The organism is Streptosporangium sp. CA-115845 (assembly GCF_050943795.1).
Taxonomy (GTDB): domain Bacteria; phylum Actinomycetota; class Actinomycetes; order Streptosporangiales; family Streptosporangiaceae; genus Streptosporangium.
The window spans coordinates 6,259,810-6,283,753 of the sequence record NZ_CP191988.1 but is presented as its reverse complement, the minus strand read 5'-3'; the positions used below and the strand labels follow the sequence as shown (position 1 = coordinate 6,283,753).

The 23,944-nt window shown below is 69.8% G+C and carries 26 protein-coding genes; 9 read left to right on the top strand and 17 right to left on the bottom strand.

The genetic code is table 11. The features are described from left to right. Positions 1–13 precede the first annotated feature (13 nt). The gene (locus ACQP0P_RS30380) at positions 14–1,129 is read left to right on the top strand and encodes a mechanosensitive ion channel family protein (protein ID WP_433360947.1); all 1,116 of its coding nucleotides are present in this window, start codon (positions 14–16) and stop codon (positions 1,127–1,129) included. Positions 1,130–1,278: 149 nt separating this feature from the next. Here the strand turns inward: ACQP0P_RS30380 and ACQP0P_RS30375 are convergent, their stop codons facing one another. The 7 genes from ACQP0P_RS30375 to ACQP0P_RS30345 all read right to left on the bottom strand — a co-directional run bounded on the left by ACQP0P_RS30375 (position 1,279) and on the right by ACQP0P_RS30345 (position 9,487). Further along, positions 1,279–3,150 (bottom strand): ABC transporter ATP-binding protein, encoded by a 1,872-nt coding sequence (locus tag ACQP0P_RS30375; protein ID WP_433360944.1) that lies wholly within the window; start codon positions 3,148–3,150, stop codon positions 1,279–1,281. Next, complete coding sequence (locus tag ACQP0P_RS30370; RefSeq protein WP_433360941.1) at positions 3,147–3,662, bottom strand: hypothetical protein; 516 nt, start codon at positions 3,660–3,662, stop codon at positions 3,147–3,149. Before ACQP0P_RS30370 ends, ACQP0P_RS30375 begins: the two co-directional genes overlap by 4 nt. A 37-nt stretch (positions 3,663–3,699) precedes the next feature. Beyond that, on the bottom strand, positions 3,700–4,242 hold the full coding sequence (locus ACQP0P_RS30365) for a MauE/DoxX family redox-associated membrane protein (RefSeq protein WP_433382188.1): 543 nt from the start codon (positions 4,240–4,242) through the stop codon (positions 3,700–3,702). Between the two features lie 103 nt (positions 4,243–4,345). Then, a complete protein-coding gene (locus tag ACQP0P_RS30360) occupies positions 4,346–4,534 on the bottom strand; it encodes a hypothetical protein (RefSeq protein WP_433360938.1) in 189 nt (62 codons plus the stop codon). A 78-nt stretch (positions 4,535–4,612) separates the two neighbouring features. Further along, on the bottom strand, positions 4,613–7,555 hold the full coding sequence (locus ACQP0P_RS30355; protein ID WP_433360936.1) for a BTAD domain-containing putative transcriptional regulator: 2,943 nt from the start codon (positions 7,553–7,555) through the stop codon (positions 4,613–4,615). A gap of 26 nt (positions 7,556–7,581) precedes the next feature. Then, positions 7,582–8,217: a signal peptidase I gene (gene lepB, locus ACQP0P_RS30350; RefSeq protein ID WP_433360933.1), complete on the bottom strand. Its 636-nt coding sequence runs from the start codon at positions 8,215–8,217 to the stop codon at positions 7,582–7,584. Positions 8,218–8,308: 91 nt separating this feature from the next. Beyond that, complete coding sequence (locus tag ACQP0P_RS30345) at positions 8,309–9,487, bottom strand: glucose-1-phosphate adenylyltransferase (RefSeq protein WP_433360930.1); 1,179 nt, start codon at positions 9,485–9,487, stop codon at positions 8,309–8,311. 97 nt (positions 9,488–9,584) lie between these two features. Here ACQP0P_RS30345 and glgA point away from each other — a divergent pair, with 97 nt between their 5' ends. Then, positions 9,585–10,784 carry a glycogen synthase gene (gene glgA, locus ACQP0P_RS30340; protein WP_433360927.1) on the top strand — a complete coding sequence of 400 codons (1,200 nt, stop codon included), beginning with the start codon at positions 9,585–9,587 and terminating at the stop codon, positions 10,782–10,784. 8 nt (positions 10,785–10,792) lie between these two features. Here the strand turns inward: glgA and ACQP0P_RS30335 are convergent, their stop codons facing one another. Next, a complete protein-coding gene (locus tag ACQP0P_RS30335) occupies positions 10,793–11,158 on the bottom strand; it encodes a PH domain-containing protein (RefSeq protein ID WP_350919960.1) in 366 nt (121 codons plus the stop codon). A 97-nt stretch (positions 11,159–11,255) separates the two neighbouring features. Between ACQP0P_RS30335 and pgeF the strand changes: the two genes are divergently transcribed. Continuing rightward, a complete protein-coding gene (gene pgeF, locus ACQP0P_RS30330) occupies positions 11,256–11,942 on the top strand; it encodes a peptidoglycan editing factor PgeF (protein WP_433382185.1) in 687 nt (228 codons plus the stop codon). Positions 11,943–12,030: 88 nt separating this feature from the next. Here pgeF and ACQP0P_RS30325 read toward each other — a convergent pair whose 3' ends face one another. The 4 genes from ACQP0P_RS30325 to ACQP0P_RS30310 all read right to left on the bottom strand — a co-directional run bounded on the left by ACQP0P_RS30325 (position 12,031) and on the right by ACQP0P_RS30310 (position 15,249). Next, positions 12,031–12,438: a nitroreductase family deazaflavin-dependent oxidoreductase gene (locus tag ACQP0P_RS30325; protein ID WP_433360923.1), complete on the bottom strand. Its 408-nt coding sequence runs from the start codon at positions 12,436–12,438 to the stop codon at positions 12,031–12,033. Between the two features lie 67 nt (positions 12,439–12,505). Beyond that, complete coding sequence (locus ACQP0P_RS30320; RefSeq protein ID WP_433360920.1) at positions 12,506–13,333, bottom strand: sirohydrochlorin chelatase; 828 nt, start codon at positions 13,331–13,333, stop codon at positions 12,506–12,508. Positions 13,334–13,483: 150 nt separating this feature from the next. After that, complete coding sequence (locus ACQP0P_RS30315; protein WP_433360917.1) at positions 13,484–14,041, bottom strand: GNAT family N-acetyltransferase; 558 nt, start codon at positions 14,039–14,041, stop codon at positions 13,484–13,486. A gap of 191 nt (positions 14,042–14,232) precedes the next feature. Then, on the bottom strand, positions 14,233–15,249 hold the full coding sequence (locus tag ACQP0P_RS30310) for an SPFH domain-containing protein (protein ID WP_433360914.1): 1,017 nt from the start codon (positions 15,247–15,249) through the stop codon (positions 14,233–14,235). A gap of 386 nt (positions 15,250–15,635) precedes the next feature. Here ACQP0P_RS30310 and ACQP0P_RS30305 point away from each other — a divergent pair, with 386 nt between their 5' ends. Beyond that, positions 15,636–16,748 (top strand): alpha/beta hydrolase, encoded by a 1,113-nt coding sequence (locus tag ACQP0P_RS30305; protein WP_433360911.1) that lies wholly within the window; start codon positions 15,636–15,638, stop codon positions 16,746–16,748. 14 nt (positions 16,749–16,762) lie between these two features. On the opposite strand, the gene ACQP0P_RS30300 is transcribed toward ACQP0P_RS30305, so the two are convergent. After that, positions 16,763–17,188, bottom strand: a complete 426-nt coding sequence (locus ACQP0P_RS30300; RefSeq protein WP_433382182.1) for an Lrp/AsnC family transcriptional regulator — start codon at positions 17,186–17,188, stop codon at positions 16,763–16,765. Between the two features lie 149 nt (positions 17,189–17,337). Between ACQP0P_RS30300 and ACQP0P_RS30295 the strand changes: the two genes are divergently transcribed. After that, positions 17,338–18,192, top strand: a complete 855-nt coding sequence (locus tag ACQP0P_RS30295) for a tryptophan 2,3-dioxygenase (protein WP_433360909.1) — start codon at positions 17,338–17,340, stop codon at positions 18,190–18,192. Between the two features lie 62 nt (positions 18,193–18,254). On the opposite strand, the gene ACQP0P_RS30290 is transcribed toward ACQP0P_RS30295, so the two are convergent. The 3 genes from ACQP0P_RS30290 to ACQP0P_RS30280 form a co-directional block, all read right to left on the bottom strand. Further along, positions 18,255–19,064, bottom strand: coding sequence for an Fpg/Nei family DNA glycosylase (locus ACQP0P_RS30290; RefSeq protein WP_433360906.1), 810 nt, complete (start codon positions 19,062–19,064; stop codon positions 18,255–18,257). Positions 19,065–19,096: 32 nt separating this feature from the next. Beyond that, positions 19,097–19,510, bottom strand: coding sequence for a DUF2809 domain-containing protein (locus ACQP0P_RS30285; protein WP_433360903.1), 414 nt, complete (start codon positions 19,508–19,510; stop codon positions 19,097–19,099). Between the two features lie 61 nt (positions 19,511–19,571). Further along, positions 19,572–19,886, bottom strand: coding sequence for an L-rhamnose mutarotase (locus ACQP0P_RS30280; RefSeq protein WP_343965211.1), 315 nt, complete (start codon positions 19,884–19,886; stop codon positions 19,572–19,574). Positions 19,887–20,091: 205 nt separating this feature from the next. Between ACQP0P_RS30280 and ACQP0P_RS30275 the strand changes: the two genes are divergently transcribed. Then, a complete protein-coding gene (locus tag ACQP0P_RS30275; RefSeq protein ID WP_433360900.1) occupies positions 20,092–20,607 on the top strand; it encodes a methyltransferase family protein in 516 nt (171 codons plus the stop codon). 30 nt (positions 20,608–20,637) lie between these two features. Here the strand turns inward: ACQP0P_RS30275 and ACQP0P_RS30270 are convergent, their stop codons facing one another. After that, positions 20,638–21,624 carry a LuxR C-terminal-related transcriptional regulator gene (locus tag ACQP0P_RS30270; RefSeq protein WP_433360897.1) on the bottom strand — a complete coding sequence of 329 codons (987 nt, stop codon included), beginning with the start codon at positions 21,622–21,624 and terminating at the stop codon, positions 20,638–20,640. A gap of 266 nt (positions 21,625–21,890) precedes the next feature. Here ACQP0P_RS30270 and ACQP0P_RS30265 point away from each other — a divergent pair, with 266 nt between their 5' ends. From ACQP0P_RS30265 to ACQP0P_RS30255, 3 genes are all read left to right on the top strand, one after another. Beyond that, positions 21,891–22,259 (top strand): hypothetical protein, encoded by a 369-nt coding sequence (locus ACQP0P_RS30265; protein WP_355554189.1) that lies wholly within the window; start codon positions 21,891–21,893, stop codon positions 22,257–22,259. Between the two features lie 151 nt (positions 22,260–22,410). Continuing rightward, complete coding sequence (locus ACQP0P_RS30260) at positions 22,411–22,572, top strand: hypothetical protein (protein WP_433360894.1); 162 nt, start codon at positions 22,411–22,413, stop codon at positions 22,570–22,572. A gap of 66 nt (positions 22,573–22,638) precedes the next feature. Next, positions 22,639–23,937 (top strand): SidA/IucD/PvdA family monooxygenase, encoded by a 1,299-nt coding sequence (locus tag ACQP0P_RS30255; protein WP_433360891.1) that lies wholly within the window; start codon positions 22,639–22,641, stop codon positions 23,935–23,937. Positions 23,938–23,944: the final 7 nt, after the last annotated feature.

Below are 23,944 nucleotides of genomic sequence, written 5' to 3'. Positions count from 1 at the left end.
GGGGAAGTCGTCAGTGTCCAGCTGGATCATCATGATCATTTCCGTGGCCGCCGCCATCGTGGCGGTGGAGGTGGTACGCAGGGTGCTGCGCTCACGGCTGATCGGCGAGAAGTGGGCGCTCGCCGGTCCGGTCGTGAGCCGCTGCACCTGGCCGGGGTTCGCCACGGCCGCCGTGGCGACCGCCTACACCGTCTACGAGCCCGGTATGGCGGAGGGCTCGGTCAGCCAGGTGATCGACCGCGGCCTCAGCATGGCGATGATCGGGTGCGCTACCTGGCTGGTCATCCAGGCCGCCTACGCCGTCACCGACGTGGTCCTGGAGCACCTGGTCACCGTCCAGGGCGAGGGCAACCGCAGGGCCCGTCGCATCCGTACCCAGATCACCCTGGTCCGCAGGGTCGCCTCGGCAGTGATCATCGTGGTGGCGCTGGGCGCGATGCTCTTCACCTTCCCCCAGGTGCGGGCGCTCGGTGCCGGTCTGCTGGCCTCGGCCGGGATCGCCGGCGTCGTCGTCGGCATCGCCGCCCAGTCGACACTGGGCAACCTGCTCGCCGGCCTTCAGCTGGCCTTCAGCGACGCGCTCCGCCTGGACGACGTCGTGGTGGTGAAGGGCGAGTGGGGCCGCATCGAGGAGCTCAGCCTGACCTACGTGGTGCTGCGGCTGTGGGACGAGCGCCGGCTGGTCCTGCCCGTCTCCTACTTCACGACCAACCCGTTCGAGAACTGGACCCGGCACAGCAGCAGGGTGATCGGCCACGTGTTCATCCGGGTCGACTGGTCGGTGCCGGTCGAGGAACTGCGCACCGAGCTCTACCACGCCCTGCGCGTGCACCCGCTCTGGGACCAGAAGGACTGGACCATCCAGGTCACCGACACCCTGCCCAACGGGCTGCTGGAGTTGCGCGCCCTGATGAGCGCCGCCGACTCCGCCAGCGCCTGGGACCTCAAGTGCGACATCCGCGAGCACCTGGTGGCCTTCGTCCGCGAGAAGTATCCCCAGGCTCTGCCTCGCTTCCGGGTCGAGAATCCGCCCATGCCCGCCCCCCTTCCCGGGACGCTCACCGGCCTGACGGCGCCGGCACCGGGGCGTTCCGGCGATGAGGACGGCGATCGGCCGGCTCCGTTCTGAGGCGACCGGTTTCCTGAGCCGGCCGCGTCGGCCGCCGCCACTGCGTGAATCGTGATCACGATGGATTCGTCCGCCGCGTTCGACGACCTCCCCGGGGTCCGGGCGCAGGTCGTTCCGCACCGCTGCTCTGGGGCTGGGATCGCACCCGGTCACTGAACGCCGGCGTCCTCGCGATAGCCCCTGGCCTGCACCTCGAACAGCTGGGAGTATCCTCCGCCGGCGGCCATGAGGTCGTCGTGCGTTCCCCGCTCGACGATCCGGCCGTCGCCGAGTACGACGATCAGGTCCGCGTCGCGGACAGAACCGAGCCGGTGCGACACGAGCAGGCTGGTGCGCCCGATGCGATGCTCGCGCAGCCGCCGGTGCATCTCGTACTCGGCCTGCGCGTCCAGACCCGAGCTGGGTTCGTCGAGGATGAGCAGGTCGCGCCGCTCGCGCACCATCGTGCGGGCCAGGGCCAGACGCTGCCACTGGCCTCCGGAGAGCAGCACCCCGGTCTGCGCGTCCTCCTCCTCGTCCCCGAAGAAGATCCGGCTCAGCAGCGTGTCGTAGCCTCGGGGCAGCGCCTCGACCATGTCGTGGACGTCCGCCATCCCGGCGGCGGCCTGGATCCTGGCGCGGTCGGACAGGGCCTCGATCTCCCCCACCCCGATGTTCTCCGCCGCGGTCAGGTCGTAGCTCATGTAGTCCTGGAAGAGCACGCCCATCCTGGCGCGCAGTTCGGCAGGCGGTACGGCGCGCAGGTCCACGCCGTCCCAGAGGATCGACCCCCGGGACGGATCGTAGAACCGGCACAGCAGCTTGATCAAAGTGCTCTTGCCGGCCCCGTTGAGCCCCACCAGCGCGACCGACGTGCCGTGCGGGATCGTCAGGTCGACTCCCCGCAGCACCCATGGGTGGCTCTCGTCGTATCGGAACCACACATCGCGCAGCTCGATGCCCCGCCGCAGCGCGGGCAGCGTGGCGGCCGGCCCCTCAGTGGAGTGACGCGGCGACGGCAGGTCGTCGGGCAGCGATGTCACCTGCTCGTGGTAACCGAACAGGGACAGCGCCTGACGGGCGTTGGCCACGTTCTCCACCACCGAGATCAGTGCACCCTGCGTTCCGGCCACGGAGGCGGCGAACGCGGTCACGTCGCCGAGGCTCAACCGGCCGTCCACCGCCGCGTACACCGCCCAGATCAACCCCACGCCGCTGACCGCGGCGGAGAGCGTCGCGAGCAGCGACTGGGTGAGCGCCTCCCGCCGGTCCAGCCGCCGCTCACCGGCCTGGACGGTGGCCAGCTCTCCGAACATCCGATCCTTGAGGAAGCCGCCCAGCCCGAAGAGCCGGACCTCTTTCGCGGCTTGCACATCGGTGATCATGGAGGAGTAGAAGAGCTGTCGCCGGATCGACGTGGACTGCCCGGCGATCATCATCATCCGCCGCTTCTCCAGCGACATCCGGGCGACCAGGGCGGGAATCGCCGCCAGCGCCACCAGTCCCGCCATCAGCGGGCTCAGCACGGCCAGCGCGGCCAAGAGGCTGACCAGCGTGATGGCATTGCGCCCGATGTCGAACAGACCCGAGGTGATGGGCGCCAACGTGCTTCCCGAAGCCTGGGTGGCCAGGCGCAGCCCGTCCAGAAACGCCGGATTCTCGAACCTCGACAGGCCCTGGAATCCGTTCACCGCCGTGTACAGGCGGTCCTGCATCAGGCGATCCAGCCTGCGCTCCGACTCGGCTCGCAGGTACATGATGAGCTGCGGAAGCACCCCGGAGACCAGCCCGATGGCGGTGAGGCCGCCGACCGGCAGCAGTACGTGATCGGGGCGACCGGTCGCCAGCTCGTCGATGAGAAGCTTCGTCATCCACACGGTCCCCACGGGCAGCAGGCCGCCGACGACGGTGACCGCCAACTGGGACGCCGCCAGACCGGGTCCGGCCCGCCAGCACAGTGACGTCACCGTGCCGACGGCTCGCAGCAACCGCCGCAGCCGGCCCTCACCTGGCGTCGCGTCGGAGGCCAGGGATGCCGTCACTTCGCCGGCGCCATCTCGGCGAGGGCCGCAAGTTCCGTCTGCGCCGCCACGATCGTGCCGTCCGGGCCGACGCGCAAGAACGTCGGGAAGGCTTCGACGCCGATCGCCTTCACCAAGCTGTCGGCGCGTTCGGCCGTGATGACGCTCGGCACGTCGGCGACCACCCGGACAAGGTCGTCGGCCCTCGGACCGGCACCGGAGATGACCGCCATGGCGGCCTGGGTGCGGGCCGTGACGGCGAACTGTGGCGCGTGCTCGTGGCACGCGTCGCAGTTGACGTCGAAGAACGCCACGAGTTGCGGCCGGTCGACACCGTCGGTGTCGGTGTCGGTCCAGGGCAGGGTACGTCCGACCAGGACTCCCGGATCGTAAGGAGCGAACCGCGTCCCTCCGGAGAGGCGTGCCAGCTCGGCGGTGTGCTCGCGAAGGCGGCGCAGCACCGCGAAGGTGAGCAGCAGGTCGAGGAGGCAGAGCACGCCGACCAGCACGACGGCGGCGATCAGGAAAGTCATCGGACAACCTCACTTAAGGACGTCAGGCGCCGGCACATCAGTGCGGCGAGACGGAAGTGGTGAACAGGTCCATCAGGTCGTCGAGGCGCACCACGATCAGGACGCCCACGGCGGCGGTGGCCAGCGCGAGTGCGACACCGGCCGGGTGCGCCGCGGGCCCGGTGCCGCCGGCGGCGGCACCGGCCGCCAGTCCGACGCAGCCGATCGCCATCAGAACGAGATTGCGCACCACGTGTGTCCGGCCCAGCGGGGTGACGGAAGCGCCGAAGCACCGGCACGGTGTGTGCCGCCCCCGTCGCAGGGCGGCCGAGATACCGGTGGTCAGGACGATGAGCAACACCGTCGCCGCCGCGAAACCCGAAAGCAGGGTGTACGGCAGCACGAGTGCGAGGATCACCACGGCCTCCGCCCCCAGCACGGCGTACGCCGCCACCACGGACCTCGCGCGCGGGAACATCCCGAGGGCCACGATCGAGGCCACGAACTCGTCGAGCGCCGCCCGCCCGCGAACCTTGCCCGCCAGCGCGATCACGAAGACGCCGGCCAGCAACGCCTGGCATGCGATCATCAGATAGAGCATCTTCACCGTCTCACGAGTCGTACTGTCCGGCGTGTTTCGCGGATCACCGTGTGGTGAGGATCCGCGAAACACGCTCGGAGTCCGGACTACACGTTCGGCTCGGTCAGCACTTTCCGTGCTTCTCGCAGCCCTGCACGCAGCCGGTCGTACCGCCGACGACGTAGCAGAGCTTGGCGTATCTGGTCGTCCCGTAGCAGTAGCAGGTCTGCCAGAAGGAGGCGTCAGCCTTCGCGGTCGCCTTCGGTACCAGCTTCTCGAGGAGGTGGTCGCCGAGCTTCCCCAGAACGTTCATGTGGATTCAGTCCTTCATCGAGCGATGTGGGCAGCCGAAACGTTATTTTGGGGACATACAGCCGCCGATACAGCCGAGCTACAACCGGGCGGTGAGCAGCATCTCCAGCACCGGATCGCGCCGCATCCCGGGCATCGCGAAGAGGACCTCGGCCCTGCGGGCGTCCTCCGCCGCCGCATGCGAGTCGCCCAGCGCGGCACGCGCCCTGGCGAACTGGCGAGTGGCGGCGGCCTGGCCGTAGGTGTCACCGACCTGGGCGGTCAGCTCCAGCGTCTGGGCCAGGTCGGCCACAGCCGCGGCAGGATCACCGTGCCGTAGCCAGATCTCGGACCTGCTGAGCAGCACTTCCCACTCGTCCTCCCGGTTACCGGTCTCCCGGCAGCGGCTCAGCGCGTCCTCGAACGTGGCCAGTGCCTCGCCGCGACGATCGAGCAGGCAGTAGGCACGGCCGAGCGCGGCCAGGGTGATGCTCTCCCCGAACAGGTCACGGTCCGCCCTCCGGACGGACAGGCACCGTTCGAAGCAATCGGCTGCCTCTGTCGAACGGCCGAGCTGGAGCAGGACCTCGCCCAGGTTGTGCCTGACCATGCCGGCCCGGTTCGACCCGTGTGCCTCGATCAGCCGCAGCCCCGCGGTGATGTGGTCGAGGGCGTCATCGAGATCACCGGTGCGCATGCTCAGCCAGCCGAGGTTGTGCAGCGCCAGCCCTTCGGCCTCCTGGTCGCCCAGGCCGCGCCGGAGTTCGAGGGCGCGGTGCAGGCAGTCGCGAGCGGCGTCGATCCGGCCGGTGCGCCATTCCACCACCCCCAGCGTCGTCAGTGTGAACGCCTCACCGGTCGTGTCACCATGCCGCCGCGCCACCTCGATGGCGAGCCGGGCCATGGTCTCAAGCTCCCGCCAGTGACCGCACTTCGTCGCCCGAGCTCTGACCAGCGGCATCAGATCGGTGGCGAAGCGAGCGACCTCGGGCTCTCCGGTCGTCGCCTGGGTGACGGCCGCGACCAGGCACGGCATCTCGGTTTCGAACCACTGCACCGCCTCCGCAGGGCTCCGGAAGGCCACGCCTGTGTCCCGCCCGTCCGGCGGGCCCACTTTTGGCCGCAAGTGCGGTTCCACCAGGTCGCTCATCTGCCGGCACAGATCGAGGTACCAGTCCAGTGCGCGCCGGAGGGCCCGTACCCGATCAGTCGGCACATCCTCGGCCACGGCCAGCTCGGCGGCGAACAGCCTGAGGAGGTCGTGCATGCGAAATCGCCCGTCGCCGGCCGGCTCCAGCAGGCGAACCTCCGTCAGCTCGTCGAGCGCCGCCTCGGCCACCTTCGGCTCGACGTCGAGCAGAGCGGCGGCGAGCTCAAGGCTGACCTCCGGCACATCGAGCACTCCGAACAGCCGGAAGGCGCGCGCCGCCGCGCTCACGCCGCTCCTCAGCGTTTCGTAGCTGATCTCAAAGCAGGATCGGATGGCCAGGTCAGCGGCCTGCAACTCGTCCAGGCGACGCTGCCGGCTCCGCAGCCGCTCGCCGAACCGCTCGAGCGACCAATCGGGGCGGGCGGCCAGACGGGCGCCGGCGATGCGCAACGCGAGTGGGTGATAGCCGCACCGGCGGGTGATGTCGGCCGCCGCCTCGGCCTCGGCGGTCACTCGCGACCGACCCGCCAGCTGCGCGAGCATCCGCACCGAGTCCGCCTCGTCGAGTACCTCGACGGCGACCTGCACGGCCTCCATGGTGGTCAGCGCCGCCCGGCTGGTGACCAGCGCCGCGCAGCCGCCGCTCGCCGGCACCAACGGCGCGACCTGGGCGGCGTCGACGGCGTTGTCAAGAACGATCAGGACTCGCCGGTCGGCCAGCAGAGACTGGTAATGGGTGGCCGCTTCCGCCGGCGCCGCGGGGATGTCGCCGTGCGGCACTCCCAGGGCCCGTAGGAAACGGCCGAGCACCTCGGCGGGCTGCAACGGCGGCAGGCCTGGACTCGATCCCTGCAGGTCGACGTAGAGCTGGCCGTCGGCGTAGCGGCCGGCCATGGCGTACGCCGCCCGCAGCGCCAGCGTCGACTTGCCGACTCCGCCGGGGCCGTGCAGCGTCAGGACCGGCGGTGCGGTACCCGCCTCCGGATGGCCGCGCAGCACGGTGAGCATCCGGGCGAGTTCGGCCGACCGGCCGACGAACATCGTCGGCTCCCGCGGCAGCTGACGTGGCCGGGGGCGCCCGTCCGCGGCTGTCGGTGATCTGGCCGGGTTCCCGCCGGTCGGTGGCCTGCCCGGCGACATCAGATCCGCGTCCCTGCGCAGGACCGCCTGGTGTAGCCGGCGCAGGTCCGGTCCGGGGTCGAGCCCGAGTTCCTCGGCCAGGGCCCGGCGAGCCATCCCGAATACGTCCAGCGCGCCGACCACGTCGCCGCACCGGTACAACGCCACCATCAGCTGGCCGTACAGCCGCTCCCGCAGCGGATGTCGCCTGATCAGCTCGCGCAGTCGCCTGACCACCGTCGCGTGCCCGCCCAGCATGAGCTGGATCTCCGTGTGCTCCTCCACCGCGCTCAGATACTGGTCGCTGAGGCGGGCGACCACCTCCCGCATGGTCGGCCCCAGCGGCACGTCCTCGGCCGCCGTCCCTCGCCACAGTGCGAGAGCTCGGGCGTACGCGTCCTGCGCGGTGCCGAGGTCCCGGCGGGTCAGCGCCTGGCGACCGTGCGCGGACAGCGCCTCGAACTGGGAGAGATCGAACTCGGTCGGCTCGACCCGCAGCAGGTAGCCGGCCTCCGTGGTGACCAGCTGCTCGTCGGCCGGATCGTCGGCGGAGGTCACCAGCCTGCGCAACTGCATGAGGTAGGTGCGCAGGTTCGCCACCGCCGAGTGGGGTGGTCGTTCGTCCCACACCTCCGCCACCAGTGAACGGACCGGGACGACGTGCCCGGCATGGGCGAGCAGCATGGCGAGGACGGTGCGTTGTTTCGGTGCCGCGATCTGTACGGGTGAACCGTCGACCTCGATCCGCATCGGCCCAAGGAGTCGAAACCTCAAGGTCATTCCTTCCTTGCCGGCGTCGGCTACAGGGCCGGTCCGCCCAACCGGCGCAGCGCGACACCGAGCACCTGGTCCGCGGGAAAGAACCCACGTTGCCGGGAGTCGACACTGCCCGCCGGGTTGTCACCGAGAACCACCACCGCCCCGGAAGGCACCTGAGCCACGCCGGCATCGGCCGCGATCCCCGCCGGCACCGGATCACCGGGCAACGCGGTGACCCGTTTGATGTTCCAGCGTCGGCCGTCCAGACCGGACGGCCCGGGCATGTATCGACCGGAAGGATCCAGCGGAGGCTCAAGCACGACGACATCGCCCCGGCCCACCTGATCGAGCCGTCGCCGCCGCACCAGGACGCGGTCGCCGTCGCTCAGCGTCGGCGTCATGCTCGTTCCGTCAACGGTGATCACCACATAGCTTCGGCGGGCCCAGGAAGCAGCTGCGGCCAGGAGGAGAACACCGAAGAGCAGCACACCGATGATCAACGTCACCGTACCTTTCCGCTGCCGGCCCGAGGAAGGGCCGATCCGTTCCGGGAAAACGATCTCCGTTGCGGTGGGACTTGTCAACCTGCGGCTCCGGCGCGGTCCAGGTGTGGTAAAGTCGCCATCGCCGCGGCGATCGGCCTCGTCCTGATTCAGATCGGCGGCATCGCGGTCCACCTGAGCCGCAGTGAGGTCAGGAAGATCGGACTCAACATCGCCCTCCTGGCAGCCACCGCGGCAACCGTCTGGCTCTGAACCGGGCGGGGCATCAGCGTTCGACGATCTCGTTCTTGCCGATGACGACGACGCCGCCCCTGGTCACCGCGAACCGGCTGCGGTCGTACTCCGGGTCGAAGCCGATCCTGGCGCCGTCCGGGATGATCACGTTCTTGTCGATGATGGCCTTGCGGATGACGGCGCCCCGGCCCACCTTCACGTTGCCCATCAGGACCGAGTCCTCGACCTGGGAGTGGGAGTGCAGCACCACGCCGGGGGAGAGGATCGAGCGCTCCGCCAGCCCGCCGGAGACGATCACGCCCGCGGAGACCAGCGAGTCGATCGCCCGGCCCACCCGGTCGCCGTCGTTGTGCACGAACTTGGCCGGGGGGAGCGGATCGTGGCCGGTGTAGATGGGCCAGCGGCTGTTGTAGAGGTTGAAGACCGGATGTGCCGCGATGAGGTCCATGTGGGCCTCGTAGTAGGCGTCGAGCGTCCCGACGTCCCGCCAGTAGCCCCGGTCGCGCTCGGTGGAGCCGGGCACGATGTTGTCGGCGAAGTCGTAGACCTCCGCGCTGCCCGACTTCACCATCATCGGGATGATGTTGCCACCCAGGTCGTGCTTGCTCGTCGGGTCGAGCGCGTCCTCCCTGAGCGCGTCGATCAGCGCCTGGGTCTTGAAGACGTAGTTGCCCATCGACGCGTAGACCTGGTCCGGCGCGTCCGGCAGGCCCACCGCGTCCTTCGGCTTCTCGCGGAACGCGACGATCCGCCGCCCCGCCGGGTCCGCCTCGATGACCCCGAACTGGTCGGCGAGGGAGAGCGGCTGCCGGATCGCGGCCACGGTCACGTCGACCCCGGTCTCGATGTGCTGCTCCACCATCTGCCGCGGGTCCATCCGGTAGATGTGGTCGGCGCCGAACACGATGACGTGGTCCGGCATCTCGTCGTAGATCAGGTTCAGGTTCTGGAACAGCGCGTCGGCGGAGCCGGAGAACCAGTGCGGCCCGAGACGCTGCTGGGCGGGGACCGGCGTGACGTAGTTGCCGAGCATCGCCGACAGGCGCCAGGTCCGGGAGATGTGCCGGTCGAGACTGTGGCTCTTGTACTGCGTCAGCACGACGATCTGGAGATAGTGACCGTTGGCCAGGTTGGACAACACGAAGTCCACGAGCCTGTATATCCCCCCGAAAGGCACCGCGGGTTTCGCTCTATCAGCTGTCAGAGGCATGAGCCTCTTACCTTCTCCACCGGCGAGCACGATCGCGAGGACTCTCATGTGTGGACCTTAACCTGATGAACAGGCGTGAAAACACTAGGCTGATCGTATGCGAGTGGATCTGCTGACCCGTGAATATCCCCCCGACGTGTACGGAGGTGCGGGAGTCCACGTCGAGTACCTCGCCCGGGAGTTGCGCAGGCTCGCCGACACCCGGGTCCGTTGCTTCGGAGCGTCACGGCAGGAGGAGGGCGTCGCGGCCTACCGGGTGCCCGGCGGCCTGGAGGCGGCCAACGCCGCGCTCCAGGTGCTCGGTGTCGACCTGGAGATGGCCGCCGGATGCGAGGGCGCGGACCTGGTCCACAGCCACACCTGGTACGCCAACTTCGCCGGTCACGTGGCCAAGATGCTGTACGGAACGCCCCACGTGGTGACCACGCACAGCCTGGAGCCGCTGCGGCCGTGGAAGGCCGAGCAACTGGGCGGCGGTTACACGCTGTCGTCGTGGGCCGAGCGCGGCGCGCTGGCAGGCGCCGACGCGATCATCGCGGTCTCGGAGGGGATGCGCCGCGACGTGCTGGCGAGCTATCCCGAGATCCCGCCGGAGAGGGTCACGGTGATCCACAACGGGATCGACACCGGGGAGTACGCCCCCGACCGCGGCACCGACGCCCTGGTCCGGCACGGCATCGACCCGAGCCGGCCGTACGTCGTCTTCGTCGGGCGCATCACCCGGCAGAAGGGCCTCGTCCACCTGCTCCACGCGGCCCGTGACGTCAACCCCGACGCTCAGCTGGTGCTGTGCGCGGGCGCGCCCGACACCCCGGAGATCGCCGCCGAGGTGACCGAACTGGTGCGCGGGCTCGATCGCGAGGGCGTCGTCTGGATCTCGGAGATGCTGCCCCGCCCCGAGGTGATCCAGATTCTCACCCACGCGACGGTGTTCGTCTGCCCCTCGGTCTACGAGCCGATGGGCATCGTCAACCTGGAGGCCATGGCCTGCGAGACCGCGGTCGTGGCCACCGCCACCGGTGGCATCCCCGAGGTGGTGGCCGACGGCTCCACCGGCTTGCTGGTCCCGATCGACCAGGCGGCCGACGGCACCCCGCACGACCCCGGCGTCTTCGCCGCCGACCTCGCCGAGCGGGTCAACCGGCTGCTGGCCGACCCGGCCCTCGCGGCCCGGATGGGCGAGGCCGGGCGCCTCCGCGCGGTGGAGCACTTCTCCTGGGAGCGCATCGCCGAGCGGACCATGGAGCTCTACCGGCAGGTCGCGGATGGCCGGACGACGGCCTCCGCCGGGGGGTGAGGGATTCCTCAGGCGGCGATGAAGTGCAGAATCACGTTGTGCACGTGGTGCGCCTTGTTGTCGCCCCGGAACTCCACCTCGTAGGTGTGGGTGCCCACGTGGATGGCGATGGCACCGGAGGAGAAGAAGGAGCCGGCGAGCGACTTGTTGCTCACCACGCTCACCGCTGAGACCCTGGAGTAGGGAATGCTGGTGATGGCGATCCTCTTGCCGACGAACGACTTGTCCTGCACGATCACCCGCTTGTCGGTGAGCCCCAGGAAGCCGGTGCCCGTGCCGATGGCGTCGTAGACCGCGATGATCTGCTCGCCGGGCATGAGACCGCTCGCGATCTGCTGGTACTGCTCCTTGCGGTCGTACACAACCTCCGCCATGACGCTCGCAATCTCTCGGGGGATCCGTGTTCCTGTGAAACGAACGTCCGGGGAACGAGGTTCCTGGGCGAGTAAGGTCGGGGCCGTGCACTTTCAGATGAGGATCACCGATCGTCATGGTGGCGTCAGCGCCGAGCCGTACAGCAGCCGCAACCTCGGAGGGCTGTGCGGTGACGAACCGGGCGCGGTCGCGGCGAACAGGGCCAGGACGGCCGCCGAGTTCGGCCTGGAACGGGTCGTGTTCATGCGGCAGGTTCACAGCGCCGACGTCCGCTACGTCACCGAGCCGTTCGGTGACGACCCGCCGCCGCTGGACGGGATCTGCACCGACGTGCCGGGTCTCGGCCTGGCCGCGCTCTGTGCCGACTGCGCGCCCGTCCTGCTGGCCGAGCCACGGGCGGGCCTGGTAGGGGCCGCGCACTCAGGAAGGGTCGGTACCGTGTCCGGCGTGGTAACGGCCCTGGTCGAGGAGATGGCCAAGCGCGGTGCGGACCCGGCGAGGATGACCGCCCTGGTCGGCCCGATGGCCTGCGGCACCTGCTACGAGGTCCCGGCCGAGCTGCGCGAGGAGGTCGCGGCGCACCTCCCCGAGGCCTGGTCGATCACCTCCAGGGACACCCCGGCACTGGACCTGCGGGCCGCGATCACCTCGCAGCTCGGCAGGGCGGGTGTCGGGGAGATCACCCACGACACCCGCTGCACCATCGAGACCGCCGACCTGTTCTCGCACCGCAGGGAGGGCACGACCGGCAGGTTCGCGGGTTACGTCTGGCTGGAGCCCTGACCGGTTCTCACCCCGGTCCCGCCTCACAGGGTGGTGCGCTCTGGCGCGACCGAAGGTGGTGGAATCCGACCGGTCGCCGTAACGCCGGTCATGAGGCGACGCGTTCCAGCACGACCACCGGAATCTCCCGGCCGGTCTTCGTCTGGTACTCGTCGTAGGCGGGCCAGGCCGCCGTCATGATCTGCCAGAGTTCGGGCTTCTCCTCCGGGGTGGCGGTGCGCGCCCTGGCCGTGAAGCGGTCGCCCAGCACCTGGACCCCGACCTCGGGGTCGGCCTGGAGATTGAGGTACCACAGCGGAGGGTTGTCGGCGCCGCCCTTGGAGGCCACCACGAGGAAGTCGTCGCCGTGGCGCTGGTAGATGAGCGGGGTGTCGTGCCGTTCGCCGCTCCTGCGACCGGTGGTGGTGAGGATCAGGGTGGTGGTGCCCTGCCACTCGTGTCCTTCTGCACCATCGGTCGCCCGGTACCGCGCAACATGTTCTTTTCCGTACAGCATGATCTGTCCCCTCTGACAACGTACGCAGGTCATTACCCGTCAGAGGGGATCCGTCACCTCGGGTCGCTCAGTCCGCCGACAGGATGCTTCCGTAGGCGCGGGCGGCCAGATCCGCGATCAGGTCGTGGGAGCCGAGGAGGTCGGCGCACTCGGCCCCGATCTCCTCGGCCGCCGCGCTCGCGAGCCCCGGGGCCGCCTCGGGACCCAGGACGCACGGGGACAGGGCGATCCGCTGGGCGCCGATGCCGCGGAGCCGCCCGGCGGCGTCGGCTACGGCGGGTGCGCTGTCCAGCGAGGCGACCAGGACGGGCAGCGTCAGCCGAGAGGCCAGCAGCACAGCCGTCGGCTGTGCCTCCGCCGCCGCGTTCTCTCCGCCGGCGGTGGCGAGGATGACCGCGTCGACCGGGGTGTCGACCGGGTTGGAGATGTTGAGCAGCCGCATCCGGTCGGCCCGGGCCAGGCTCTTCTCCGACAGCCGGATGTGCAGTGCCTCGGCGAGCAGCGGGTGCGGCCCCAGCGGGTCGGTGACCGTCACCGGAACGCCGCTGGCCGCGACGGCCATGGAGATCAGCCGGTCCGCGACCGGGTGCGGGCCGGTCAGCAGCGGCACCACGATGGCGGCCGTGGCGTCCTTGGGCCGTTCCCTGGCCGCTGACTCCAGCTCGGAGGTCAGCTCCTTGGCGTCCTCGCCGAGCCCGGCCAGCCTGACCTGGATCTGCGGGTTGTCCACCCGGATGAGGGCCGCGAGCTCCGCGGCGGTGCCGGAGGCGTCGCCGAGCGTGGCCAGCACCAGTGCCGGCGCCTCGGGCGGGAGCTGGGAAGGCACGGGCCTGCGGTGCCTGCCGGAGGGCCGTACCGGGCGCCCTCGTACGGGGAGGATGGGACTCTCACTCACATGCGCGGACTCTAGGGCCATTTGATTCTTCCCGTGACCGGAAACGGCAGCATTTCCGTCACAACATTCTGAAAGGTGAGATGCGCGGGATCATCGGGGACGGGTCTCCCGGTGTCTCCCTTCGCTGCGCGGCCGGGGGATCCTCCGAGGTCAGACATCGCGGTGGCCTTCCCATTCGTCCTCCAGAGCCGAGTGCACGATGGAGTCGCGCCAGGCTCCGCGAGCCCGGACGTGGTGCCTGATCCTGCCCTCCTCGACCATTCCGGCGACCAGCATCGCCAGCTGGGCGGCGGTGTTGGCCGGGGAGCGGGCACCCCAGATGCGGTGCAGACGCAGGTCGCGGAAGCCGAACGCGAGGATCAGCCGGATCAGGTCGGTGCCGATGCCCCGGCCCCAGTGGTCGGGGCGGAGCCCGAGGCCGATCTCCGCGCTGTGCGGGTGGTCGGCCTCGATGTGCAGCCTGGCGACGCCGAAGGCCTCGCAACCGTCGAGGTCGGTCACCGCCAGTACGTAGAGACGCCGGGGCTCGGCCTCCGAGGACTTCATCGCCTCGATGATCGACTCTTCGACCTCCTCGCGTGTACGGGGGTTGAACGGCAGGTGCTCGGTGGCAGTGGGGTCGCCGTATACCGCGTGCAGGGCGTCCACGTCCTCGATGGTGACTTCCCTCAACCGGAGTCTCTTGCCCGAGATCTCAACGTGGCGCATGCGCAGACGCTAACCTCTCGGGAGTTCCAGGACCAGAGATCATTCCAATAAGCGGACATACCATCATTTAATGATCTTATATGTACCGCTTCGTGCCTGCCCAGGCCCAGGACGCCATGTGACCTCGTCGTCGCCCCGGGACGTGGGTGCCGCTCCTCGTGGGGTGAGGCTCGCCCAAGGCGGTCCGGACGTCACCTCGACGGGACGACGACATCGGAGTCTCCCGGAGCGTAGACGGTGATGCCCTCGGGGAGGGCCTTCAGCTTGTCGATCTCAACGCAGGCGCGGCATTTCCGGTAGCTCTCCTGGAGCTTCTTGTTCGCCTCGGCCCTGCCGGAGGCCAGCGCGACCGACGCCTTCGCGTCCGCCTCGGCCTGCCTGATCTTCGTCTCGGCCTCGACGTCGGCCTGCGACGCCTTCGCCTTGGCCTCGGCGATCCCCGCCTGGGCGACCTGGGCGCTGTTCACCGCGGCCTGGATCTCGGACGGCAGCGTCACCCGGACCAGGGTGAACCGCAACCCGGTGAAGAAACGGCCGCCGAGCAGCTGCTCCAGATCGCGCTCCAGGAGCTGGTTGATGCCGTTCTGGGCCCGGGTGATGGAGGCATTGCTGTCGACGGCGGCCGGATCGGCCTTGTCGTTCGAGGTCTGTACCAGCGAGCAGGAGGAGAGCAGGTCGGCGCAGTCGGCGGCGCCGATCTGGGTGCGCAGGGCGTTGTAGACCACCGGGCGCACGGACTGGATGAAGAACGCGTTCCACCCCTCATCCCCGTCCCAGGCGTAGCGGGACTCGCCGTCCTGACCCAGGTAGGTGCGGGTGCCGTACCTGTCATCGAAGCGCTTGAGCATCTCCTGATCGAGGTTGAGCGTGAAGTAGAGCGTGCCCTCGATGCCGAGGTTCACCCCGTCGGCACTCGGCACGGTCACCTCGTCCACGCCGCTGCTGCTGGCCCGCTTGGCGTCGGTGGTGATGGTGTAGATCCGCTGCTGGGCGGGATAGGAGTGCAACGACGACCACAGGCCGACCCAGGTGAGCCCCGAGTCGGGCGGGATGACCTGGCGGATCCCGGTGTCGTCCAGCGGGCCACCGTCCCTGACGACGGCCACCTGACCGGGGTCGGTGCGCTTGAAACCGCCTCCGACGACGATCAGAACGGCCACTGCGGCGACCGCGAAAACCACGGCGATGATGCTCTTGCCAAGGCGCATGCCGGTCCTTTCCGGGGGACGGGCACCGGAGGGCGGTGGCGGGGGGATGGCCCTCCCAGGCCACCGACCCACCCGGCTTCCCTGCGTGGTGGGTTCTGATGGGTTTGACGGGCTGGTGAGCCGATGAGTTCGGTGATTTGTGGAAAAGCTTCGGGAGATGCGTCCGTTGCCGGCCGACCTCCGCCCGGCCTTCCACGTGATGAGAACCCGCGCGCCTTCCACGAGTCCTTCGTGGCCCGCGACCTGGAGTCGATCGGGCTCGTCGAGGACGGTCGTACGCCGAGGCCGAGCGGGTCCTGGGGGCTGTCTGGACGACGCGGAGGAGGTGCTGGTACGGGCGTATAGCCGCGGACCGTAATCACGGAGTAATGCGGCAGAATGGGCGAATGATTCCCTCGAATCTGCATGTGCTCGTGGTCACCGGCCCCGGCCTGGTCGCGGACCTTCGCCTGCTCACCGAGGTGGCCGACCGTGAGTTCGCGGCCCTCGGGGTCGGTGGGACGGTGTCGATGACCTCCGACCTGCCAGGTTTCCGGGCGGCGCTGGAGTCTCCCGGCGCCCTGGTCGTCATGCCGGGTCCGGATCCGGGGGCCCGCGGCCTGTTCGCCGAGTATCCCGAGGCGGTCTGGCTCGACCTGACGAAGTCCGAGGCCCCGCTCCCCGGGGCGGCGGACGGCGCGTCGGGCACCCACCTGCACGGGCGGGGGATCTGGGGGCTGACCTGGGCGATCAGGCACGCCGTACACCGGCTGCGCCGACCGGCGCACCGGGTCGCCTACGGTGATCACCCCGACCAGTGGGCGGAGATACGGCCGCCCTACGGGACCCCGGGGCAGGCGCCCTCGCCCGAGGCCGACGGACAGACACCCGTCGCGGTGCTGCTGCACGGCGGTTTCTGGCGCTCGATCTGGGGTGCGGACCTGATGGACGCGCTCGCCATCGACCTCGCCGAGCGCGGGTTCGCCGCCTGGAACCTCGAATACCGCCGCTCCGACCTGCACGGCTGGGACGCGACCACCGCGGACGTCGCCCGGGGTATCGCTCTCGCGGCACAGGGCGCCCGCGGCCCGCTCGTGGTGATCGGCCACTCCGCGGGCGGGCAGCTCGCCCTCCGCGCCGCCGCCGACGACCATCGGATCTCCCTGGCGGTCTCCCTGGCGGGGGTGCTCGACCTGGCCGAGGGGGACCGCAGGGACATGAGTTCCGGCGCGGTCGCCGCGGCGCTCGGCGGATCCGCCGCCGAGGTGCCCGAGACCTACCTGCGGTCGGGGCCGCTGGAGCGACTCCCGCTGGGAGTGCCCCAGCTCATCGTGCAGGGGGGTGGGGACGACTTGGACCTGGTCGACTTCGGCCGTCGCTACGCGCGAGCCGCTCAGGAGTCAGGTGACCAGGTGATATATCTCGAAATGTCGGGTGATCATTTCGATGTCATCGACCCCGCGTCGCCGATCTGGCGGGCCACCGCCGGGGCGATCACCGAGCACGGCAAGGTCATCTGACGCGGCGGTGGGTCTCAGCCGGACGACAGGGGGCGCCAGGGGACGGGGCTGGACAGCACCATCATGCTCGACGGGTGGCCGTACGGGGCGAGCCGGTCGATCATCTCCTCGAATGTCGTCATCGAGGAGGTGACGACCCGCAGCAGGCAGCAGGCGTCACCGGTCACCCGGTGCACCTCAAGGATCTCCGGCCAGGCCAGTGCCTGCTCGTCGCGGAGCACGCAGCGGGGGCCGTAACACGACATCCTGATCAGGGCGACCACCCCGCGCCCGGCCCGTGACGCGTCGACCCGGGCGTGGTAACCGGTGATCACCCCGGTCTCCTCCAATCGCCGTACCCGCTCCGCCACCGCCGGAGCGGACAGATGCACCCGTCGGGAGAGCTCGCTGTAGGACAGTCGCGCGTCCTGCTGCAACTCGGCCAGCAGTGCCCAGTCCATCGCGTCCACGATCACACTCCGTCATGCCGTAAGTTGATCTGCCTGATGCCTTCCGTTCCGAAGGCACAACCCAATAATCACCTTTCCCGCATTATTTTCGTACAGACCGATACGGAGCACCATGGGGGTGTACAGGCGTAGGAGGAGCGATGACCGCTATCAAGCAGCTCACGGAGCAGGACCGCAAGGCGCGCGCGGAGGCCAACGACGGGCTGCCGACACTGGGCTTCGAAGCCGGCACGCCCTACGACGAATACGTGGGCACCGCCGCCCTCCATGATCTTCAGCACACCGTCACCGACGCCCCGGAGGAACTGGCGTTCCTGGTCACCACACAGGTGATGGAGCTCTACTTCGGGCTGCTCCGCTCGGAGTGGCGCCTGGCCCAGCGGCAGCTCGACGAGGACGACGTCGACGCCGCGACGTGGACGATCAGGCGCACGGTACGGCACTTCGAGGCGCTCAACGCCGCCTGGGCCGCGCTGAGCTGGCTGACCCCGGCGCAGTTCAACACCTTCCGCGACGCCCTCGGCGAGGGATCGGGTTTCCAGTCCGCGCTCTACCGCCATGTGGAGTTCCTGCTCGGCAACAAGTCCGAGGCGCTCATCAGGCCGCACCGCCGCAACCCCGAGGCGCACCGGGAGCTGATGGAGGCGCTGCACCGGCCGAGCCTCTACGACTCGGTGCTCGCCATGCTCGCCCGCGCGGGCCACGCGATCCCCACCTCGGTGCTCGAACGCGACCTCGCCGCGGAGTACGAGCCAAGCGCCGAGGTCGAGGCGGTCTGGGTCGAGGTCTACGCCGGGCAGCTCGCCCCGCTGGCCGAGACGCTGACCGACCTGGCCGAGCAGTTCTCCGACTGGCGCTACCGGCACCTGATGGCGGTGCGCCGCTCGATGGGCGCCAAGCCCGGCTCCGGCGGATCCAGCGGCCTGAGCTGGCTGGAGCGGAGCATGCGGCGGGAGGTCTTCCCCGAACTCTGGACGGCCCGCACCCTGATGTGAGCGCGCCCGACCAGGGCCTGCGAGTCCCCGGAGGCTACTCGATCTCGCCCGGTGCGGCGCCGTCAGCCGGTCTGGCAGGCCGGGCACCAGAAGAGGTTGCGCCCGGCGAGCACCTGCGTGCGCACCTCGGTGCCGCAGAGGAGGCAGGGCATGCCGGAACGCCGGTAGACGTAGACCTCGCCACCGTGCTCGTCGACGCGGGGCGGACGGCCCATCGCCTCCGGAGTGTGCTCGGGCCTGACCGTGTCGATGCGGCCCACCCGGACACCGTCGGCCATCAGCAGCACCAGATCCGCCCAGATCGCCTCCCACCGCTCGCGGGTGAGGTCGCGGCCGGGCCGTGACGGGTTGACGCCCTGCCGGAACAGTGCCTCGGCCCGGTAGATGTTCCCCACGCCCGCGACGACCGACTGGTCCATCAGCAGGACCCCCACGGAGGTGCGGCTGCGGCCGATCCGCCGCCAGGCCGACTCGGGATCGGCGTCCGCGCGCAGCGGGTCGGGGCCGAGTCTGGCGTGCAGCGCGGCCTTTCCCGCCGGGTCGAGCAGTTCGCAGGTGTTGGGGCCACGCAGGTCCGCGTACTCGCCGGTATTGCTCAGGCGTAGCCGCACCATCCCGGTCGGCGCGGGCACGGGAACCGGGCCGAAGGCGTACTTGCCGTAGATGCCCAGGTGGATGTGGAGCCACTGCTCGTCGTCGAAGCCGAGCAGCAGGTGCTTGCCGTGGGCGTCGGCCTCGGTGAGCACCCGCCCGTCGATCCGCAGCGCCCCGGCGGTGAACCGCCCCTGGGGGCTTTCCGCGCGGACCTCACGGCCGCCGAACGCCCGCCGGTGCTCCCCGGCCAGTCGATGAATGGTGTGTCCTTCAGGCATGGTCACGAAATCATACGGCTCCCCGGTGGCGGTCAGGGCGGCGTGGTCACCGGCTCGGGGCGGTGCTCGCGCCGTCGCCTGAGCAGGGCGTGGGCCGAGGCGGCGAGGGTGGCCCCGGCCGCGTAGGCCACCAGGTCGGCCGCGCCGAACGTGCTGCCGAGCACCAGCCTGGCCACCACGCTCACCTCGGAGAGCGCGGCCGGCACGGGTGTCAGCTGGGCGAGCTCGACCGCCCAGCTGAACGCCAGCGCGCCGAGCGCGGCCCGCGCCGGCGTGATCCGGGGCCACACCAGCACGATCAGCGCGTATACCAGCACGGTGTAGAGGGCGTCGCCCGCGTACTTGCCGAACCAGCCGCCGGTGACCGCGCGGACGGTCAGTCCGGCGGCGACGGTCAGGGCCGCGGCGAGCGCGGCGAGCAGACGGGTGCGCAGGGCGGGCGGCATCCACCCACGATAGCGATCACGCTCCCCGGCCGCGCCGGACACCGTCCGGAGGGAGCGGCGCTCAGGGCAGCCGCCACACCGCGGGCAGGCCCTTGCCCGCGCCGTCCTCGGAGTAGTCGTGCGTGACCTCCAGCAGTTCGGCCATCCGGGCCTGCCAGGTGATGTTCACCGGCAGACCGGCCAGCGACGAGAGCAGCGCCTCGTAGTCGTCGCACTCGATCACGTGGAACAGGTCCTGGCCGCTGCGCCAGATCGTCCACTCGTGCGCGCCGCCCCGCTTGATGGCCTCGACCAGCTCGGCGGGCACCTCCCGGTGCGCCTGGTCGTACTCGGACTCCCTGCCAGGCTTGACCCGGGTGTGCAACGCGACGCGCATGTTGTACCTCCACAAAGTTGTAGACCGTTATAGCAGTGGTCCGATGTGGGGAGGCCGGGGAAGGGGGCACGCGGCGCGCCCGTTGACGCTCCTCCGGTGCGGACTTAAACTCATCGCACAGTGAATTTACTGCGGCGAACGGCCGCGCCACAGGCGGCACTGCCGACGCCGTCACCGGCCGGTCGTGACACGGGAGTGTGACGCTGTGCGCAGGACACCCGCGGCCCTCGGGAGCACGATCTTCTTCGCGCTGGCGCCGGGCACCGTGGCCGGGTTCGTCCCCTGGTGGATCACCCGGTGGGAGACGGCGGACCCGATGCCGGCGGCGCCGTCCTGGGGCACGGTCTCGCTACGCCTCATCGGCGCGTCATTCGTCGTCGCCGGGGTCGTGGTGCTGGTCAGGGCATTCGTCCGGTTCGTAGTGGAGGGGCTGGGCACCCCCGCCCCGGTCGCACCGCCCGAGCGCCTGGTCATCGGAGGTCTGTACAGATACGTCAGGAATCCGATGTACGTGGCCGTCCTCGCGACGATCGGCGGGCAGGCGCTGCTCTTGGGCCGGCCCGTCCTGCTGCTGTACGGCGCCGTCACGGCAGCGGCCGTCGTCGCGTTCGTCCACTGGTACGAGGAGCCGAGTCTGCGCCGCAGGTTCGGCGCCGACTACGAGAGGTACCACGCGGCCGTGCCCGGCTGGTGGCCCCGTACACGCGCCTACCGTCCCTGATCCCCGGTCCGGTGGGAGGCGGAGCCGCCGTCACGGACGGGGCAGCCACCCTCTGGTGGCCGCGAGGTAGCCGGCCTGGAAACGGCTGCGGGCTTCGAGCCGCTCCATCAGGTCGGCGGTGACACGACGCAGGGTGCGTACCGAGACGTCGAGCCTGCGGGCCACCGCCTCGTCGGTGAGTCCCGCGGAGAGCAGGCGGAGCACCTCGCGCTCCTGATGGCTGAGGCCCTTCTCGTCGCGCCTGCGTTCCGCACCGAGGGGGGTGGCGGCACCCCAGGTCTGCTCGAACAGCGCGACCAGGGCGGTGACGACGCCCGCGCCGCGGAGCAGGACCGCGCCGACGCTGCTGTCCTCGGGATCCGTCGGCAGCAGGGCCACCCGGCGGTCGAAGACGAGCATGCGGAGCGGAAGGCCGGGAGTGGTGCGCACCTGGCCGCCGCGGTCGGTGAGCCAGGCCGCGTACGCGCTGGTCGGCTGGTCGTTGCGGATGCTGTCGGTGTAGACGACGCGGATCGCCGCACCCCGGTCGAGCAGCGCCTCGTCCAGGGGACGGCTCGCCGCGATGTTGTCCGGCGTCTGGGCGCTCTTCGGCTCGAACCCGAGCAACTCCTGCCGGCACTCGGCGACCTGCTCCTCGATCCTGGTGCGGATCGTGTCGATGCCGACGAGTGACTCGGAGTCCTCGCCGGAGCGCGCCGGGTTCTGGTCGGCGTAGGCCGCGATCATCTGGGCGACGGCCATCCGGCTCCGCTCGATCTCCTGCTGCTTGGCCAGCAGCGCGGCCTCCTCGCGGGCCAGCAGCGCGGCCAGCCCCACCTCCGGCCGGACCAGGCGCAGCACGTCCGGCTCCTCCCAGGAGGGGCGCAGGAGCGACAGCTTGGCCAGCTCGTCCAGCGTGTTGCGGATCTGATGAACCGGCCAGCCCAGCTCAAGGCTCAACTCCACCACGCCGTAGGAGGGATTCTCCAGGATGGTTCGATAGACGGTTTCCTCGGCGGACCCGATGCCAAGCAGCATGAGCACGACTCCTCCACGGTTCGAGCATTACCAAGACCCGATCTGCGGGCAGGGCCCACGATGGTCTCAGCCTGAAACTAGCCAGGCGTAGTGACGACGGGGTTATGCGCTCGCCTCCGGGCACGCCGGGGGTCGGAACGGCGGGTGGCGGGGGCGGGGGAGCCGCCCCGGGCCGGCCCGCGGCACGCTGGCATGACCCTGCCACGTTAGGGACCTGCCAGGGGAAATACCTGTTCTGTTCGCCACATGCCGACCACTGTCGATTCATGTATCTCATCAACGTGCGCCTACGCGCCCCCGAGATCGAAGGCCGCCTGGCCCCACCCGGCGGCCGGATGTCCGCGCGCGAGATCCGGCGTCTGCTCCTGGTACTGGCGGAGCCCGAGGAGGGGCTTGAGCACGTCTACGGCGAGGAACGCGCCGGCGGCGTGGACCTCGGCCTCTTCATTCGCAGACGCACCCTCGACGCCGCCGAGAGCGCGGCGGCCCGGCTCTGCGGGCGCTGTCTCGACGGCGTGCCCGAGCTCGCGGGCTGGTCGCTGCTGGGCTGCGGCACCGACCTCGCCCTCGCCCTCGCCCGTTTCGAGGCCTCCGGCGGCCAGGCCTGTCAGCGTCCTGCCATTGCAGCGCGCTGACAGCCCCGAGGCCTTCCGGAATACCCGGATATCAACCAAGAATCGAAGTGTCAGAACAAAACGGGAAATGTCCGGTGAAAGTAAGCCGGAAGATCACCCGGGAAACAGTGAAAAGGGCGCCGATGATTACCGGCCGAAAGGGAGAAGAACGATGAATGCCGCGGTTTGTCCAGTCGCCCCCGTAGTCGGCGTCCGCTCGCTCACCGTCATCCTCGCGACCGCCGTGGCGGCCGCGACCGCGGCCGGGAAGAAGGCCGGTGGTCCCGCGGCGGCCGCGGCCCTCACCCTGGCCGGCGGAGCCGGCTGGCAGTGAGCCGACCAGGAGAAATCCATTCGTAACGGGCACCGTGCCCGAGAAGTCGTCCGGGAGGCGACCACCGTGAAGCACCAGGAAGTCGAGTTACTCGCCCTCGGCGCAGGGCCGTCCAACCTCGCCCTCGCCGTGGCCCTCGAAGAGCTCGCTCCGGAACTGGCAACCAGAACGCTGATCATAGAGCAGCACGAGAACGTGGCCTGGCAGCGGGGAATGCTGCTGCCCTGGACGCAGAGCCAGGTCTCCTTTCTCAAGGACCTGGTCACCCTGAGGAACCCGCAGAGCAGATTCTCCTTCGTGAATCACCTGCACTCGGTGGGAAGGCTTAGTGAATTCGTCAACCTGGGTAGTTTCACCCCGTACAGAATGGAGATTTCGAATTACCTGCTCTGGGTCGCGGAGTCGCTCGCCCAGGTGCGCATCGAGTACGGCCGGTGTTGCGTGGCTGTCGAGCCGGTCCTGTCCGATGACGGCCGGATCGAGCGCTGGATCGTCCGGCTCGCCGACGGTTCGACCATCGGCTGCCGCACCCTGGTGGTCGGCGCGGGCCGCGATGCGCACATCCCCGAGGTGTTCGAGACGCTCCCCCGCGAGCGGATCATCCACAGCACCGAGTACAGCGAGGGGATCGCCGGGCTCGACCACGACGCCCCGCACCGGGTCGCGGTGATCGGCGGCGCGCAGAGCGCGGCCGAGATGCTGTGGGCCACCCACCAGAGCATGCCCAACGCCGAGTGCACGATGATCATGCGCTCCATCGGCCTCAACGGCTACGAGAGCAGCAAGTTCACCAACGAGCTCTTCTACGCCTCCTTCGTCGACGAGTTCTACGAGTCGCGCCCCGAGGCCCGCCGTCAGCTTCTCAGCGAGATGCACCGGACCAACTACGCGGGTCTCTCCCCGGGCCTGCTCGAAAGCCTCTACCGGCAGATCTACCTGGAGCGCCTCACCGGACAGGAGAGGATCCGGATGATCACGATGGCCGAGATCTCCCAGGCCAGGATCGAGGGCGGCGAGATCGTCCTCACCCTCAGGGACAGGAAGAGCGGCCGTCACAACGAGCTGCCCTGCGACGTCCTGCTGCTCGGCACCGGCTTCGACCGCCGGATGCCCTCGCTCATCCGCGACCTGGCCACCAGGGCCGGCCTCGGCGAGATCGGCGTCGACCGTTCCTACAAGCTGGCCCTGCCCGCCGGGTCGAGCGCCGCCTGTTACCTGCAGGGCGTCAACGAGGACACGCACGGCATCGCCGACTCCCTGCTCAGCACGCTGGCCAACCGGGCGGAGGAGATCGTCGGCGACATCCAGGAGAGCCAGGCCACCGCCGAGCTCCTGTCACCGTTCGTCCTGCCGGTCGCCTCCTGATCCCCCC